Here is a 14461-nt window from a genome sequence, read left to right on the forward strand (position 1 = left end):
CCACGGCCGCCTGACCCGATCGGCGCCCGGCGCCTCCCATCTTGCAGCGCACCCCGGCCCCGTGCCGGCCATGGCGCCGCCGTCCCAGGAGACATTCACATGACCATTCTCGGCGAACAGTTCATCGGCCAGCGCACCGTCAAGGGCAGCAATGGCGAGCTCTTCGGCATCGAGGCTGCCACCGGCGAGCAGCTGCAGCCGGGCTTCGGCGGCGCGACGCTGGAAGATGCGGACGCCGCTTGCGCACTGGCGGAAGCTGCCTTCGACACCTACCGCGAGACCAGCCTCGAGGACCGCGCCAAGTTCTTGGAGACCATTGCCGACAACATCCTCGCTATCGGCGACGAGCTGGTCGAGCGCTGCATGGCCGAGAGCGGCCTGCCGCGTGGCCGGATCGAGGGCGAGCGCGGCCGCACCATGGGCCAGCTCAAGCTGTTCGCCGGCGTGCTGCGCGATGGCGGCTATCTCGAGGCCCGGATCGATCCGGCCCAGCCCGAGCGCCAGCCGCTGCCGCGTCCGGACCTGCGCCTGCGCAACGTCCCGCTCGGCCCGGTCGCCGTGTTCGGCGCCTCCAACTTCCCGCTCGCCTTCTCGGTTGCCGGTGGTGACACCGCCTCGGCGCTTGCCGCCGGCTGCCCGGTGGTGGTGAAGGCGCATTCGGCCCATCCCGGCACCTCCGAGCTGGTCGGCCGCGCTGTCCAGAAGGCGGTCAAGGATTGCGGCTTGCCGGAGGGCGTTTTCTCGCTGATCTTCGACAGCGGCCGCAAGGCCGGCCAGGCGCTGGTCGCCGATCACCGCATCAAGGCCGTCGGCTTCACCGGATCGCGCGGCGGCGGCATGGCGCTGGTCAAGATCGCGTCCGAGCGCAAGGAGCCGATTCCGGTCTATGCCGAGATGAGCTCGATCAATCCGGTTCTCCTCTTCCCCGCGGCCCTTGCGGCCCGCGGTGCGGCCATCGGCAAGGCCTTCGTCGGCTCGCTGACGCTCGGCGCCGGCCAGTTTTGCACCAATCCCGGCCTCCTCATCGCGGTCGAGAGCGAGGGCCTCGACGCCTTCGTTGCCGGCGCCAGCGAAGCGATGGCCTCGGCGCCCGCCGCCGTCATGCTGACGCCCGGCATCCAGAAGGCCTACTGCGAAGGCGTCGACAAGCTCGCAGCCCACGCGGACGTGACGAAGCTCGCCGAGGGTCTCGCCGGCGAGGGCCTCAAGGGCCGCGCGGCGCTGTTCAGCGTCAAGGCCGCCGACTTCCTGGCCAACCCGGAACTGCACGAGGAGGTCTTCGGATCGTCCTCGCTGCTGATCCGCTGTGCGGACGCGGCGGCGATGCGCAGCGTCGTCGAGGCGCTGGAAGGCCAGCTGACGGCCGCCATCCACATCGAGGAGGCCGACCACGCCGCGGCAAAGGCCTTGCTTCCGCTGCTCGAGCGCAAGGCCGGGCGCATTCTCGTCAATGGCTTCGGCACCGGCGTCGAGGTGGCGCATGCCATGGTGCACGGCGGACCGTTCCCGGCGACCGCCGATGGCCGGTCGACCTCGGTCGGCAGCCTTGCCAGCCACCGCTTCCTGCGGCCCGTCTCCTACCAGGATCTGCCGGCAGCGCTGTTGCCGGACGCGCTGAAGGACGAGAACCCGCTCGGCCTCGTGCGCCGCGTCGACGGCAAGATCACCGCCTGATCACCGCGCTGCTGAACGACGCCCGCCGACGAGAGTTGGCGGGCGTTTTGTTGCGCGGAACCGCGGTCCTGTGGCGGGAATGACGCATCCGATCGGCCGTAGCGAGAGCGGAGCATGCGACTTCGCCAGAGCGTGCAACGAATTTGACGATCGACCATTATAGACCAGTGCGTATCAAGCCGCCTGCATGAGGGCAGTGAGGTTGCATGGGTAAGCCTCGGGTTTCCTTCGGCGGTTACCACCGTGGCAAGCATGTAGAGTGACGGGAACCATCGTGACTGCAGGTCTTCAGATGCAAGGTGTTCGCAAGGTCGTTCTCGTCGTCGACGATGAGCCGCTGGTGAGAATGAATGCCGTCGATATGTTCGAGGACATGGGCTTTGAAGTTCTCGAGGCAAATGATGGTCTTGCCGCGCTGAAGGTTCTCGAAGCACGCTCCGACGTGTCGCTTCTCTTCAGCGACTGTCGCATGCCGGGAATGACCGGACCGGAACTTGCCGAGGTGGCTGCCGTCCGCTGGCCAGACCTGCGCATCGTGCTGGTTTCCGGCTATGTCAACATCAAGCCGGTAAGCTGGCCGCTTCTGCCGAAGCCCTATGATGCCCGTTCGCTGCACAAGGTTGTTGCCGAAGCTGGTAGCGCTTGAGGTCGATCAGGCCGCCGCCAATTCTTGCTGCCTGACGAAATTGTAATCCGTCAAGCGACGCAGACATTTCCCCTCACGTTGGGTAAATTCTCTTGCTGTCCCGACCGACTGTGAAGTCGTCCGTGGCAGGTTTTTCTTTGTGCTTTTGAATTCGCACTTCCGCCGCATGCCATTGTCTTAACAGCGTCTTCTCGTGATCTAGCCACTCACTGCACTAGCGTTCTGGACCGTTCCCGGTCGCCGACGTCCTGCAAAGAGGCTCTATCCACCGACGTTTCCTTCTCGCTGTCGACGCGATGGCGCGGGAGGAAAATCTTGATCGTCGTTCCCTGGCCCGGTTCCGAGTAAATCTTCACGTGACCGCCGGATTGTCTGGCAAAGCCGTAGACCATCGACAGGCCGAGACCCGTGCCCTTGCCGATTTCCTTGGTGGTGAAGAAGGGATTGAATGCCTTCTCGATCACCGCGGTAGGCATGCCCGTGCCGGTATCGCTGACCGCGATCAGCACATACTCGCCAGGCGCGATGTCGGGATGGCCCGCGGCGTAGGCGGCATCGAGATGCGCATTCCGGGTCTCGATGGTCAGTCGCCCGCCTTGTGGCGCCATGGCGTCCCTTGCATTTACCGCAAGGTTGAGGATCGCGTTCTCGAGCTGGTTGGGGTCGACGTGGCAGCGCCAGAGGCCTTCGCCGAGGGCCGCCTCCAAATGCACCAGTCCGCTCAGTGTATGGCGCAGGAGATCAGACATGCCGGAGACCAGGCGGTTGACGTCGATGGCTTCGGGGCTCAGCGGTTGCTGGCGTGAGAAGGCCAGCAGGCGCTGCGTCAGCGCCGCCGCGCGGCGGCCGCCTTCCATGGCATTGTCGACATAGCGCCGCGCCCGCTCGTCCTCGCTGTCGATCCGCCGGCTGAGCAGATCGAGCGAGCCAATGATGACGGCCAGCATGTTGTTAAAGTCGTGCGCGATGCCGCCGGTGAGCTGGCCGACGGCCTCCATCTTCTGCGCCTGGCGCAGCTGTTCCTGCGCTTGCTCCAGTTCGGCCTGCCTCAGGCGGAGCGCGGTGATGTCACGGGCCACGGCATGGAAGTTGTTGCCCTTGGGCGTGCTCACCCAGTCGAACCAGCAATAGCTGCCGTCGGCGGCGCGCACCCGGTTCTCGTGGCGCGCACTTTCGCCGCGCCGCATCCTGGCCACCGCGTCGGCGCTGATCGGGAGATCCTCGGGGTGGACGAGTTCCCAGAACGGCGTTGCCAGCAGTGTCGCTTCGTCGTGGCCGAGCAGACGCGTCCAGGCCGGGTTGACCGACAGCAGCTGCCCGTCGAGCGTGCCGGTCATGAGAAGATCGGGGATCAGCGTCCAGATGCCGTCGCGCTCGCGCGTGCGCGCCTCGACCGCGGCCTCCAGCGCGAGATTGATCGCGGTGAGCTCGCTCAGCTTCTCCTTCTGGTCCTGAATGTCGGCATTGGTGCCGATCCAGCGGACGACGCCATTGTCGTCGGTGACGGATTCGGCCCGCGATACCATCCAGCGGTAGAGGCCGTCGTATCGGCGGACGCGAAACTCCGACTCGTAGCGATCGCTGCCGGCGACCGCGTCGGCCCACGCCTTGCCGGCGCGCTCGGCATCCTCGGGATGGACGAACATCTCCCAGTCCGTCGCCAGCTGCTCGGCGGTCGCGTTGCAATAAGCCATGACGCGATCGTTGACCCAGTCGATCGTGCCGTCGGCGGTGGCGGTCCAGACCTGGTTCGGCACAGATTGCGCGAGCCGGCGGAACTGCGCCTCGCGCCCGCGTGTCGCTGCCTCGCTCTCGCGCAGCGCCTTTTCCACCGCGACGCGCTCGGTGGTCTCGGTGCAGACGCAGAACATGCCGATGACGGCGCCGGCCTCGTCGCGCACCGGCGTGTAGGAGAAGTCGAAATGCGTCTCCTCGAGGTAGCCGTTGCGGCGCATCAGGAACTCGATGTCGCTCATATAGGTCGGCTCGCCCGCATAGGCGCGCGACAGGATCGGCTCGACTTGGTCCCAGATGTCGAACCAGACGTCGCCGAAGGCCCGGCCGAGCGCGCCGGGATGGCGGCCGCCCAGCATCGCGGCATAGCCCTCGTTGTACAGCGTCGTCTGCGCCGCACCCCAGACCAGCAGCATCGGCTGCGGCGAGCCGATCATCACGCCGAGCAGCGTCTTCAGCGCGGTCGGCCAGTGCTCGGCGGTGCCGAGCGGCGTCGCCGACCAGTCATGCCCGCGCACCAGCGTATTCATCGCGCCGTCGGCGGAGAGAAAATCGAAGGGAGCTGCCATGGAAACTCGCTCGAAATGACGGATGGCCGACGCTCGAAATACAACGCGCTCGCCCGTTTGGGCCGGCTATTTCGTTAGCTGAGAAGTCATTCAGTTGAAAGCACGGCGAGGGTGATTGCGGCTGGGACAGTGCTCCAACAGGCCAAGGCAGCCTCAGAATGCGCAATTACTGTGCGGCTTTAGCGATTTCTGCCTCATCTGCGGGCATGTGCGGTTCGCAGGCAACCTGCTTGACATCGCCGTCAAGTTCAATAGGCTGATCCCCACATACCGGCCTCGTCTGCCGGACGGCATCCGAGCCTCGTACGTCCCGCGCGCTTCCCATTGCGCAGGGCGGCGGGGCTTTTTCGTTGGTGAACCCTTTTGCTCAAGCGTCGCATTGATATCGGCATCCTCTTCTCCCGCTCCGGCCACTACGCGGTGCTGGGCGAGACGTGCCGTGCGGGCGCGATGATGGCGATCGAGGCGGTGAATGCGGACCCTGCGTCCGGCATCACCTTCGTGCCGGTCGAGCGCGATCCCGAAGGGCGGATCGACGCCTATGCGCCGCTGTGCGAGGAAATCCTGAAGGGCTCCGGTGCCCGGCACGTGATCGGCTGCATTACCTCGTGGAGCCGCAAGGAAGTGATCCCGGTGCTCGAGCGCTGCGGCGGGATGCTCTGGTACGGCGCGCCTTACGAGGGTTTCGAGGCGAACGAGCACGTCGTCTATCTCAATGCCTGCCCCAACCAGCACCTCGTGCCGCTCTTCGCCCATGTCGTGCCGCGTTTCGGACCGGACGCCTTCCTCGTCGGCTCGAACTACATCTGGGGCTGGGAGACCAACCGGGTGGCGCGCGACCTCGTGGCCGATGCCGGCGGCGAGGTGCGCGGCGAGCGCTATCTGCCGATGGGCGATACCGACGTCTCCCGTCTGATCGAGGAAATTCGCGCGACGGTGCCGAACTTTGTCCTCAACAACCTCATCGGCCCGTCTTCCTATGCCTTCTTGCGCGCCTATGCGGCCCTCGGGGCGGATGACGAACGGTTCCGCCCCGACCGGCGGCCGGTCGTCAGCTGCAACCTGACGGAGCCGGAGCTTGCCTCGATCGGCGACGCCGGCAACGGCCATCTCTCGATCGGACCGTTCTTCCACGATCGCAACGCCATCGGCGGCGCGGCAGGGCCGACCTCGGGGTTCATGGCCGCCAGCCATGCGGCTGTGATGACGCTGGCGGCGACGATCGCCGGTACCGGCAGCGACGATCCCGCGGCCACCGTCGGCACCTTCGCTGCGGCACGCTTTCGAACCGCGCTCGGCGACATCGTCATCGATCCCCAGACCCAGCAGGCCAGCCTGCCGGTGAAGCTCGGCCGCATCCGCGATGGCGGCTTCGACATTCTGGAATCGAGCCCCTCGCTGGTCGCGCCGGATCCCTACCTGTCGCGCTACGATCCCGCCGCGGCGTTTCCACGGGCCTCGCTGAGGGTGGTGCGATGAAGCGTCGAATGCGCATTCCCAATCTCGGCGGCAGCCGCGCGGTCGTCCTGCACCGTGCGCACCAGACGGTCGCCGCGCTGACCCGCCAGCTGGCGGCGATCGGGCTCGAGACCGAAGAGTGCTGGCCGGACCTCAACGCCTCGGTGCTGGGTGCCGACTTCCTGTTCTTCGACGCCGACCTCGGCTTCGACGCGCAGTTCCCCTGGGCGCCCGGCGAGGCGCCGATGCCGCTGGTGGCGCTGATCGGCTCGGAGGCGCCTGGCCGGATCGAATGGGCGCTCTCGCACCGCGCCGACGCACAGCTCCTGAAGCCGGTCGGCAATGCCGGCGTCTACAGCGCCCTCCTGATCGCCCGCCAGGGTTTTGACCAACGCCAGACGCTGGCCGCGGAAGTCGCGTCCCTTCGCGAACGCGTCGCCGAGCGGCAGAGCGTGGTGCGCGCGGTGATCGCGCTCGCCGCGAGCGGCATTGGCGAGGACCAGGCCTTCGCGCAGCTGCGCCAGCTCGCCATGGGCTGGCAGGTCAGCGTCGAGGAGGCCGCGCGGCGGATCAACGCACTCCAGAACGGCGGTGCCGCCAACGCACCTGTGCACGAACGAGGAGGCGCGGCATGAGCGTTCCCGTCGCGACCGACATTGTCCTCCCGACGCCGGCCGCCCCGATCTCGCGCCGCGGCGTCTGGCAGCGGCTGCGCCAGCGCAAGCTCGCCGTGCTCGGCATGGCCGTGATCGCCGTCGTCGTGCTCGCCGCCGTCCTTGCGCCCCTCATCGCGCCGTTCGATCCGAACGAGCAGTTCTTCGACGGCCTGACCATCGAGGGCGCGCCGCTCGGCCCGTCGGCGACCTACTGGCTCGGCACCGACCTCCTCGGCCGCGACCTCTTCACCCGCATCCTCTACGGCGCGCGGAACTCCCTGATCATCGGCGTCGTCGCCAATGGCGCCGCGCTGGTCATCGGCACACTGGTCGGTATCACGGCCGGTTACGTTCAAGGGGCGGTCGGCGGTCTCCTGATGCGCTTCACCGATCTGATGATGGCGTTTCCCGCGCTCCTGCTCGCCATCTGCCTTGCCGCCGTGCTCAGGCCGAGCCTTTGGATCGTCGCGCTTGTCATCGCGCTGGTGAACTGGGTGCAGATCGCCCGCGTCGTCTACACCGAGACGAGGGCGCTTTCCGAGCGCGAGTACATTGCGGCCGAGCGCAGCATCGGGGCAGGGGACGGGCGCATCCTCTTCCGCCACATCCTGCCGCACCTCTGGTCGACGATCATCGTCTACGGCACGCTCGGCATCTCGACGACCGTGCTCTTGGAGGCGACGCTTTCCTATCTCGGCGTCGGCGTGCAGCCGCCCAATGCCTCCTGGGGCAATATCATCTTCGAGAACCAGACCTATTTCCAGGCGGCGCCCTGGCTGGTGTTCTTCCCCGGGGCGATCATCCTCCTCGTCGCACTCGCCTTCAACCTTGTCGGCGACGCGCTGCGCGACGTGCTCGACCCGACCCAGCGGGGCCGCGACTGATGCTGGTCTATCTCGTCCGCCGCCTCGTGCAGGCCGTCGCCATTCTCGTCGGCGTCTCGCTGATCACCTTCGCGCTCCTCTATCTCCTGCCGGCCGACCCCGTGCGGCAGATCGCCGGGCGCACCGCCTCGGCGGCGACGGTCGCCAACATCCGCGCGCAGCTCGGGCTCGATCAGCCGTTTCCCGTGCAATATGCGCGCTATCTCTGGTCGCTGCTGCAAGGCGATCTCGGCCGGTCCTATCTCCAGCGCTCCGAGGTCGCCGATCTCATCGGCGCGCGGCTGCCGGCAAGCCTTCTCCTGATGGCGGCGGCGATCGGCGCCGAGCTGGTGCTCGGCCTCACCATGGGGCTCGTCGCCGCGGTGCGGCGGGGCAGCGCCACCGACCAGGCGCTGATGGTCGCCTCCTTCGTCGGCGTCTCGGCGCCGCAGTTCGTCGTCGGCCTGCTGCTTCTCTACGTCTTCGCCTACCAGCTCGGCTGGTTCCCGATCGGCGGCTACGGCACCTGGCGCCATCTGGTGCTGCCGGCGCTGACGCTCGGCATCCTCGGCGCCGGCTGGTACTCGCGGATGATGCGCTCGTCGATGATCGACGTGCTGCGCCAGGACTATATCCGCACCGCCCGCGCCAAGGGGCTCGGCGGCATGACCGTCCTGATGCGGCACGCGCTGCCCAATGCCGTGCTCCCGGTGATCGCGATGATCGGAATCGATATCGGCCTGTTCATGTCCGGCATCGTCGTCGTCGAGGGCGTGTTCGGCTGGCCGGGCATCGGCCAGCTCGCCTGGCAGGCGATCCAGCGCGTCGACCTGCCGATCATCATGGGCGTCACCCTCGTCTCCGCCGTCGCCATCGTGCTCGGCAACCTCATCGCCGACATCGTCAGCCCCTTCGTCGACCCGCGCATCAAGCTGCGGTGACCCATCTGCCCCGTCCCGTCCGTTCAACCGCCCCCAGCTCAACCTAAGGAACCCGCGTCATGAAGACCCTCCTGAAGCTCGGCGTCGCCGCCTCGGCCCTGATGATCGCCTTCGCTCCCCTCTCGGCCGCAGCACAGGATGCCAAGGCCGGCGGCGAGATCGTCGTCACCTATAAGGACGACGTCGCCACGCTCGACCCGGCGATCGGCTACGACTGGCAGAACTTCTCGATGATCAAGAGCCTGTTCGACGGACTGATGGACTACGAGCCCGGCACCGCGACGCTGCGGCCGGGCCTTGCGGAGAAGTACGAGATCTCGCCGGACGGCAAGGTGTTCACCTTCACGCTGCGCGATGGCGTCAAGTTCCACAATGGCCGGGTGATGACCGCCGACGACGTGAAGTACTCGCTCGACCGCGTCACCAACCCGAAGACCCAGAGCCCGGGCGCCGGCTTCCTCGGCTCGATCGCCGGCTATGACAAGATGCTGTCGGGCGAGGCCACCGAGCTGTCGGGCGTCAAGGTCGTCGATCCCAAGACCGTCGAGATCACCCTGTCGCGGCCGGACGCGACCTTCCTGCAGGTGATGGCGCTGAACTTCTCCTTCGTGGTGGCGAAGGAGGCGGTCGAGGAGTTCGGCGCCGATTTCGGTCGCCATCCCGTCGGCACCGGTGCCTTCAAGCTCGCGGAATGGACGCTCGGTCAGCGCCTCGTCTTCGAGAAGAACGCCGACTACTGGCGCGAGGGCGCCCCGAAGCTCGACAAGATCAGCTTCGAGATCGGCCAGGAGCCGGTGGTCTCCCTCCTGCGCGTGCAGAACGGCGAGGTCGACCTGCCGGGCGACGGCATCCCGCCGGCGAAGTTCCGGGAGGTGATGGACAATCCCGAGACCAAGAAACAGGTCGTCGAAGGCGTGCAGCTGCAGACCGGCTACATCACCATGAACACGACCATGGCCCCCTTCGACAACGTCAAGGTGCGCCAGGCCATCAACATGGCGGTGAACAAGGACCGCATCGTCCAGATCATCAACGGCCGCGCAACGCCCGCCAACCAGCCGCTGCCGCCGACCATGCCGGGCTACGACAAGAGCTATAAGGGCTATGCCTACGACCCGGCGGCCGCCAAGGCGCTGCTGGCGGAAGCCGGCTTTGCCGACGGCTTCGAGACCGAGCTGTTCGCCTCCAACACCGATCCGCAGCCGCGCATTGCCCAGGCGATCCAGCAGGATCTGGCCGCCATCGGCGTGAAGGCCTCAATCCAGTCGCTGGCGCAGGCCAACGTCATCGCCGCCGGCGGTTCCAAGGAAGGCGCGCCGATGGTCTGGTCGGGCGGCATGGGCTGGATCGCCGACTTCCCGGATCCGTCCAACTTCTATGGCCCGATCCTCGGCTGTGCTGGCGCGGTCGAGGGCGGCTGGAACTGGTCCTGGTACTGCAACAAGGATCTCGACGCGAAGGCCGCCGAGGCCGACGCCATGGTCGACCCGGCGAAGGCCGAGGAGCGGGCAAAGAAGTGGGGTGAGATCTACACCGCCATCATGGCCGATGCGCCTTGGGTCCCCGTCTTCAACGAGAAGCGCTACACGCTGAAGAGCCCCCGCATGGGCGGCGACGACGCGCTGTATGTCGATCCCGTCAACACCCCGATGAACTATCGCTACGTGACGGTGCAGGATGTGCAGTAACTGCGGCTATACGATCCACGGCCACCAGCACCATTTCGGCTGGGACAATGCGATCGCGCCGGCGGCCACCGTCGCCCCTGGCTCGACCATCGAGTTCGAGTGCCGGGACGCGTCCGATGGCCAGCTGACGGCGGCCTCGACGGTGGCGGACGTCTCGTCGCTCGACTTCTCGCGCATCAACCCCGTATCCGGCCCGATCTATGTCGACGGGGCGGAACCGGGCGATGCGCTGAAGGTGACGATCGAGGCGTTCAAGCCGTCCGGCTTCGGCTGGACGGCGAACATTCCGGGCTTCGGGCTCCTCGCCGACGACTTCAAGGAGCCGGGGCTGACGCTCTGGCACTATGATGCGTCGACCATGGCGCCCGCGCTGTTCGGAAAGCACGGAAGGGTGCCGCTGAAGGCGTTTGCCGGGACGATCGGCAATGCGCCGGCCGAACAGGGCCTGCACTCCGTCGTCCCGCCGCGGCGGGTCGGCGGCAACCTCGACATCCGCGACCTCTCCGCCGGCACGGTGCTGTACCTGCCGGTGGAAGTGGCGGGCGCGCTGTTCTCGGTCGGCGACACGCATGCCGCGCAAGGCGATGGCGAGGTCTGCGGCACGGCGATCGAAAGCCCTATGAATACGGTGCTGACGCTCGATCTCGTGAAGGGGGCGAACCTCAAGATGCCGCGCTTCACCACCGCCGGGCCGGTGACGCGCCATCTCGACGCCAAGGGCTACGAGGTGACCACCGGCATTGGCAGCGACCTGATGCAGGGGGCCAAGGAGGCCGTCGCCCAGATGGTCGACCTCCTGTCGGCACGCTACGGGCTCGATCCGCTCGACGCCTATATGCTGACCTCGGTCTGCGGCGATCTGCGCATCTCCGAGATCGTCGACATGCCGAACTGGGTGGTGTCCTTCTACTTCCCGCGGTGTGTGTTCGAATGATCCTCGCCGCGCGCAAGGAGGTCGGCGCCTCAGTGCCCGCCTCCGCCGATCCGGTGTTGAAGGTCGAGGGTCTCAGCGTCGTCGTGCGCACCGAGGCGGGCATCAAGCCCCTCGTCGAGGATCTCAGCTTCACGCTGTCCCGCGGCGAGACGCTGTGCATCGCCGGCGAGTCCGGCTCGGGCAAGTCGATGACGGCGCTGGCGATCATGGGCCTCCTGCCGAAACCGGCGGTCAGTATCGGTGCCGGCGCCATCCGGCTCGGCGCGCTGGACCTTGCCGGGATGGACGAGCGGCAGTTGCGGCGGGTCCGCGGCGACCGGGTGGCGATGATCTTCCAGGAGCCGATGACCTCGCTCAACCCGGTGCTGACCATCGGCCGGCAGCTGACCGAGGCGATCCGCGCGCACCGGCCGATCTCTGCCGCCGAAGCTCGGCGAAAGGCGATCGCGGCGCTCGAAGCCGTGCGCATTCCCGATGCCGCCGGGCGGCTCGCGCAGCATCCGCACGAGCTCTCCGGCGGCATGCGCCAGCGCGTGATGATTGCCATGGCGCTGGCGCTGGAGCCCGACGTCCTCATCGCCGACGAGCCGACGACGGCGCTCGACGTCACCGTGCAGGCGCAGGTGCTGGGTCTCCTGAAGGACCTGCAGCGCCAGTACGGCACCGCGCTCATCCTCATCACCCACGATATGGGCGTCGTCGCCGAGATGGCGACGCGGGTCGTCGTGATGCGCGAGGGGCGGATGGTCGAAGAGGGGCCGGTCGAGCAGATCTTCGCCGCCCCGCAGCATGATTATACCAAGGCGCTGCTCGCTGCCGTGCCGCGCCTTGGCAGCGGCGCCGGGCGGGTGACCTCGCCGGCCACCGACATCACCGCCGAGCCGGGGGCGGCGTCGCTCTCCGTCACGCCGCCGCGGCCGGTGGCGGAGATCAGCGATCTCGTCGTCCGCTTCGACCTCGCCGGCGGCCTTTTCGGCCGGGTCGAGCGGCATGTGCACGCCGTCGCCGGCGTCTCCTTCTCCATCCAGCCGAACGAAACCTTCTCGCTGGTCGGTGAATCCGGCTGCGGCAAGTCGACGACGGCGAAGGCTTTGGCCGGGCTGCTGCCGTACCAGGGCGACATCGTCGTCGGCGGGCGCAACATGGGCGGGCTCGACGCCGCCGGCCGCAAGGCGATGCGCCGCGACGTGCAGATGATCTTCCAGGATCCCTATGCCTCGCTCGATCCGCGCATGACCGTCGGCGACCTCGTCGCCGAGCCGCTGGTGATCCACAAGCTCGGCACGAAGGCCGAGCGGCGCGAGCAAGTCGCCGCGCTGTTTTCCCGCGTCGGCCTGTCGGCGGACCAGATGGACCGCTATCCGCACGAGTTCTCCGGCGGCCAGCGCCAGCGCATCTGCATCGCCCGCGCGCTGACGCTGAGGCCCAAGCTCATCGTCGCCGACGAAAGCGTCTCGGCGCTCGACGTCTCCGTCCAGGCGCGCGTGCTGGAGCTCCTGCGCGCGCTGCAGGACGAGTTCGGCATCTCCTACCTCTTCATCTCGCACGACATGGCGGTGGTCGAGAACATCTCGACCCGGGTGGCGGTGATGTATCTCGGCCAGATCGTCGAGACCGGCACGCGCGACCAGGTGTTCGGCGATCCGCGCCATGCCTATACCCGCCGGCTGATCGAGGCGGTGCCGCAGCCCGATCCGACGCGCCGCCGGGCGGGCTTTGCGCGGATGGAGGGCGAGATCCCGAGCCCGGTGCGCCCTGTCGGCGATCCGCCGGCGCGCGTCACGCTGGTGGATGTCGGCGGCGGGCACCTCGTGGCGACTTAAGGCCCGCGGCTTTCCCGCAGCCGCCGGCTCAGGCCGGCTGGTCGCGGCGGGTGGCGATGGCGACGCCGAGACAGGCGACGCCGACCACCAGCACCGCGGCCGAAGCGAGCAGCGCGCGGTCGTAGTCCGCGGGTCCCGCCACCAGCCAGCCGGTCGCCACCGGCCCCAGCATCTGCCCGAGGCCGAAGCCGGCGGTGAGGACGGCGAAGCCGCGGCCGCCGAGGCCCTTTCGCCCGAGCGGCATGGTCAGCAGCGTGATCGGGATGAAGGTGCCGCCGAACAGCACGGCGGCGGCGAGCGCGGCGGGGCCGGCATCGCTCAGCACCGGCAGCAGCACGCCGACGATCTGGGTGATGAAGGCGAGCGTCAGCGCCCGCGAGAAGCCGAAGCGCTCGGCAATTCCGCTCCAGAACAGGCAGCTCGGCAGGCCGGCGAGGCCGACGATGATCCACACCCAGTTGCCGATCTCTTCGAGGCCCGGGCGTGACTTGACGATGGCGACGATGAAGGTGGCGAAGACGGAGTAGCCGAGCCCTTCCGCCGTATAGCTCGCAAACAGCGGCCAGAACGGCAGCGGGCGGGGCACCCGGCGCAGGTGCTTGCGGGTCTGCGGCGTGCCGACGAGCTGCCGGTCGCCGACGCCCAGCAGCAGGACCGGCAACAGTGCCGCGCAGGCGAGGCCGGCGGCGATCCACAGCCCGTCGCCATCGAGCGGCGGGTGGGCGAGGTGGACGAGGAGCCCGGAGGCGGCGATGCCGGTGCCGACGCCGCCGAACACCCAGCCGATCCGCGCCTCTTGGTCGATACCTGCCAGCGCCTCGGCGATGATGCCGGCGGCCGAGATCATCGCCAGCGCACTGGCGATGCCGGAAACGGTGCGCAGCGCGTACCAGACGGAGAGATTGTCGCTGAGCCCCATGCCGAGTGTGGTGGCGACGCTGAGGATGACGCCGGTCCGGAAGGCGAGAAGGCGCATGGCGCGGCCGGACACCAGCGATACCAAGAGCGAGCCGAGCAGGTAGCCGGCGAAATTGAAGCCGGCGATGAGGCCGGCGGTATCGACGCCGAAGCCGTGCTCGTCGCGCATGATCGGCAGCAGCGGCGTGTAGTAGAAGCGCCCGACCCCCATGACGACGGCAAGCGTCAGGAAGCCTGACAGGAGCAGGCGAAACAACGGTGACACGGGAACAGGCTCCTTCAGGCGACGGGGCCCACCGTCGGTCCCGCCGCGAACCCCTAAAGGATATGCTGTCGGTGTTGAACCGCGTCGCCGGTACTTCCTCCGAATTCATGACATCGTCAGAGCGCGGGTCACTCGAAGCGGACTGACACATCCGCTGAACAGGCAAGTCATTAAAATTCTGAATGAGACCTTGGGCTTACCCATCGAAATCTACGTCCGACTCTCCAGGCGCTCCCCAGGCTCTTCGCCCTGAGAGCGAAGTAGAATTATTCAATTCACCTCCTCTGCTGCC

General features: G+C 67.6%; 11 protein-coding genes. 9 read left to right on the forward strand and 2 right to left on the reverse strand.

What is annotated here, in order from left to right:
* The first annotated feature begins 99 nt into the window (after positions 1–99).
* Together ACZLZY_RS19405 and ACZLZY_RS19410 are read left to right on the forward strand one after the other, a co-directional pair.
* Positions 100–1674 (forward strand): aldehyde dehydrogenase (NADP(+)), encoded by a 1575-nt coding sequence (locus ACZLZY_RS19405; RefSeq protein ID WP_472935691.1) that lies wholly within the window; start codon positions 100–102, stop codon positions 1672–1674.
* A gap of 259 nt (positions 1675–1933) precedes the next feature.
* Positions 1934–2320, forward strand: coding sequence for a response regulator (locus ACZLZY_RS19410; RefSeq protein ID WP_472935692.1), 387 nt, complete (start codon positions 1934–1936; stop codon positions 2318–2320).
* A gap of 206 nt (positions 2321–2526) precedes the next feature.
* Here the strand turns inward: ACZLZY_RS19410 and ACZLZY_RS19415 are convergent, their stop codons facing one another.
* Entirely contained in the window at positions 2527–4623 is a 2097-nt protein-coding gene (locus ACZLZY_RS19415; protein WP_472935693.1) for a PAS domain-containing hybrid sensor histidine kinase/response regulator family protein, read from the reverse strand.
* A gap of 363 nt (positions 4624–4986) precedes the next feature.
* Here ACZLZY_RS19415 and ACZLZY_RS19420 point away from each other — a divergent pair, with 363 nt between their 5' ends.
* The 7 genes from ACZLZY_RS19420 to ACZLZY_RS19450 are packed head-to-tail and all read left to right on the forward strand — an operon-like array spanning position 4987 to position 12986.
* Positions 4987–6102, forward strand: a complete 1116-nt coding sequence (locus tag ACZLZY_RS19420; RefSeq protein ID WP_472935694.1) for a transporter substrate-binding protein — start codon at positions 4987–4989, stop codon at positions 6100–6102.
* The gene (locus ACZLZY_RS19425) at positions 6099–6716 is read left to right on the forward strand and encodes an ANTAR domain-containing response regulator (protein ID WP_472935695.1); all 618 of its coding nucleotides are present in this window, start codon (positions 6099–6101) and stop codon (positions 6714–6716) included. The genes ACZLZY_RS19420 and ACZLZY_RS19425 overlap by 4 nt, the downstream gene beginning before the upstream one ends.
* Positions 6713–7621 carry an ABC transporter permease gene (locus ACZLZY_RS19430; protein ID WP_472935696.1) on the forward strand — a complete coding sequence of 303 codons (909 nt, stop codon included), beginning with the start codon at positions 6713–6715 and terminating at the stop codon, positions 7619–7621. The genes ACZLZY_RS19425 and ACZLZY_RS19430 overlap by 4 nt, the downstream gene beginning before the upstream one ends.
* Positions 7621–8541: an ABC transporter permease gene (locus ACZLZY_RS19435; RefSeq protein ID WP_472935697.1), complete on the forward strand. Its 921-nt coding sequence runs from the start codon at positions 7621–7623 to the stop codon at positions 8539–8541. The genes ACZLZY_RS19430 and ACZLZY_RS19435 overlap by 1 nt, the downstream gene beginning before the upstream one ends.
* A 59-nt stretch (positions 8542–8600) precedes the next feature.
* Positions 8601–10229 carry an ABC transporter substrate-binding protein gene (locus ACZLZY_RS19440; RefSeq protein WP_472935698.1) on the forward strand — a complete coding sequence of 543 codons (1629 nt, stop codon included), beginning with the start codon at positions 8601–8603 and terminating at the stop codon, positions 10227–10229.
* Positions 10219–11163, forward strand: coding sequence for an acetamidase/formamidase family protein (locus ACZLZY_RS19445; RefSeq protein ID WP_472935699.1), 945 nt, complete (start codon positions 10219–10221; stop codon positions 11161–11163). The genes ACZLZY_RS19440 and ACZLZY_RS19445 overlap by 11 nt, the downstream gene beginning before the upstream one ends.
* Positions 11160–12986: an ABC transporter ATP-binding protein gene (locus tag ACZLZY_RS19450; protein ID WP_472935700.1), complete on the forward strand. Its 1827-nt coding sequence runs from the start codon at positions 11160–11162 to the stop codon at positions 12984–12986. The genes ACZLZY_RS19445 and ACZLZY_RS19450 overlap by 4 nt, the downstream gene beginning before the upstream one ends.
* Before the next feature lie 28 nt (positions 12987–13014).
* On the opposite strand, the gene ACZLZY_RS19455 is transcribed toward ACZLZY_RS19450, so the two are convergent.
* Positions 13015–14169, reverse strand: a complete 1155-nt coding sequence (locus tag ACZLZY_RS19455; protein WP_472935701.1) for a YbfB/YjiJ family MFS transporter — start codon at positions 14167–14169, stop codon at positions 13015–13017.
* Between the last annotated feature and the right edge of the window lie 292 nt (positions 14170–14461).

It is taken from the genome of Mesocryomonas lacus (assembly GCF_055730135.2).

What these genes read in the sequence shown, in the direction of transcription:
- ACZLZY_RS19440 (WP_472935698.1), top strand. Translation starts at nt 8,601, where the DNA reads ATGAAGACCCTCCTGAAGCTCGGCGTCGCCGCCTCGGCCCTGATGATC.
- ACZLZY_RS19415 (WP_472935693.1), bottom strand. Translation starts at nt 4,623, where the DNA reads ATGGCAGCTCCCTTCGATTTTCTCTCCGCCGACGGCGCGATGAATACG.
- ACZLZY_RS19430 (WP_472935696.1), top strand. Translation starts at nt 6,713, where the DNA reads ATGAGCGTTCCCGTCGCGACCGACATTGTCCTCCCGACGCCGGCCGCC.
- ACZLZY_RS19405 (WP_472935691.1), top strand. Translation starts at nt 100, where the DNA reads ATGACCATTCTCGGCGAACAGTTCATCGGCCAGCGCACCGTCAAGGGC.
- ACZLZY_RS19435 (WP_472935697.1), top strand. Translation starts at nt 7,621, where the DNA reads ATGCTGGTCTATCTCGTCCGCCGCCTCGTGCAGGCCGTCGCCATTCTC.
- ACZLZY_RS19445 (WP_472935699.1), top strand. Translation starts at nt 10,219, where the DNA reads ATGTGCAGTAACTGCGGCTATACGATCCACGGCCACCAGCACCATTTC.
- ACZLZY_RS19450 (WP_472935700.1), top strand. Translation starts at nt 11,160, where the DNA reads ATGATCCTCGCCGCGCGCAAGGAGGTCGGCGCCTCAGTGCCCGCCTCC.
- ACZLZY_RS19425 (WP_472935695.1), top strand. Translation starts at nt 6,099, where the DNA reads ATGAAGCGTCGAATGCGCATTCCCAATCTCGGCGGCAGCCGCGCGGTC.